The following is a 710-nucleotide window of genomic DNA, read 5'->3' on the forward strand; positions in this document are numbered from 1 at the left end:
TCTAGCTTCCATTTATTTTTCCAAGTATAATCTAATTGTTCAGGTTAGATAAAGGAGGAAAAATAAATGGCTAAAACCAGTTACAGTTTATCACATACTAAATGGATGTGCAAATATCATATAGTTTTTACACCTAAGTATCGCCGTAAGGCGATATATTACAAAGTCAGGTCGGATTTGATAGATATTATTAAACATCTATGCGGTTGTCGTGGCGTGGAGATTATCGAAGGTCATATGATGCCAGACCATGTACACCTGCTTGTACTGATACCTCCCAAACTTTCGATTTCCGATTTTATGGGGTATCTCAAGAGCAAAAGTGCATTGATGATATTTGATAAGCACGCTAATTTAAAATATAAGTATGGAAATCGAAAGTTCTGGGCTAGGGGATACTATGTAAGTACCGTTGGACTAAACGAAAAGACCGTAGCTAAATATATTCGCGAGCAGGAAAAGAATGACATTGCACTCGATAAGCTGAGTGTAAAAGAATATGAAGATCCGTTTTCTGATGGCGGATTTAGAACAAGGTAAAAGCCCGTTGTGACGGGCATTAGTCAAGTAATATAGCACGACCTGAACGAAGTTCAGCGAGCGTCTTTAGACGCCGCTGGAGAGAAACGGCTTATAGCCGATGTACAAGCCACCCGTTTTCACGGGTGGTTATGACTTACACTCAATGAAAATCAAAGAGCAAACTAGGA

At 39.2% G+C, this 710-nt stretch carries 1 protein-coding gene; it reads left to right on the top strand.

The window, feature by feature from the left end; all coding sequences use genetic code 11:
* Positions 1 to 66 precede the first annotated feature (66 nt).
* Complete coding sequence (tnpA, locus tag HT671_RS08955; protein WP_001140801.1) at positions 67 to 540, top strand: IS200/IS605 family transposase; 474 nt, start codon at positions 67 to 69, stop codon at positions 538 to 540.
* The last annotated feature ends 170 nt before the right edge of the window (positions 541 to 710 follow it).

This window comes from Streptococcus sp. 2741 (assembly GCF_013276315.1).
Taxonomy (GTDB): domain Bacteria; phylum Bacillota; class Bacilli; order Lactobacillales; family Streptococcaceae; genus Streptococcus; species Streptococcus pseudopneumoniae.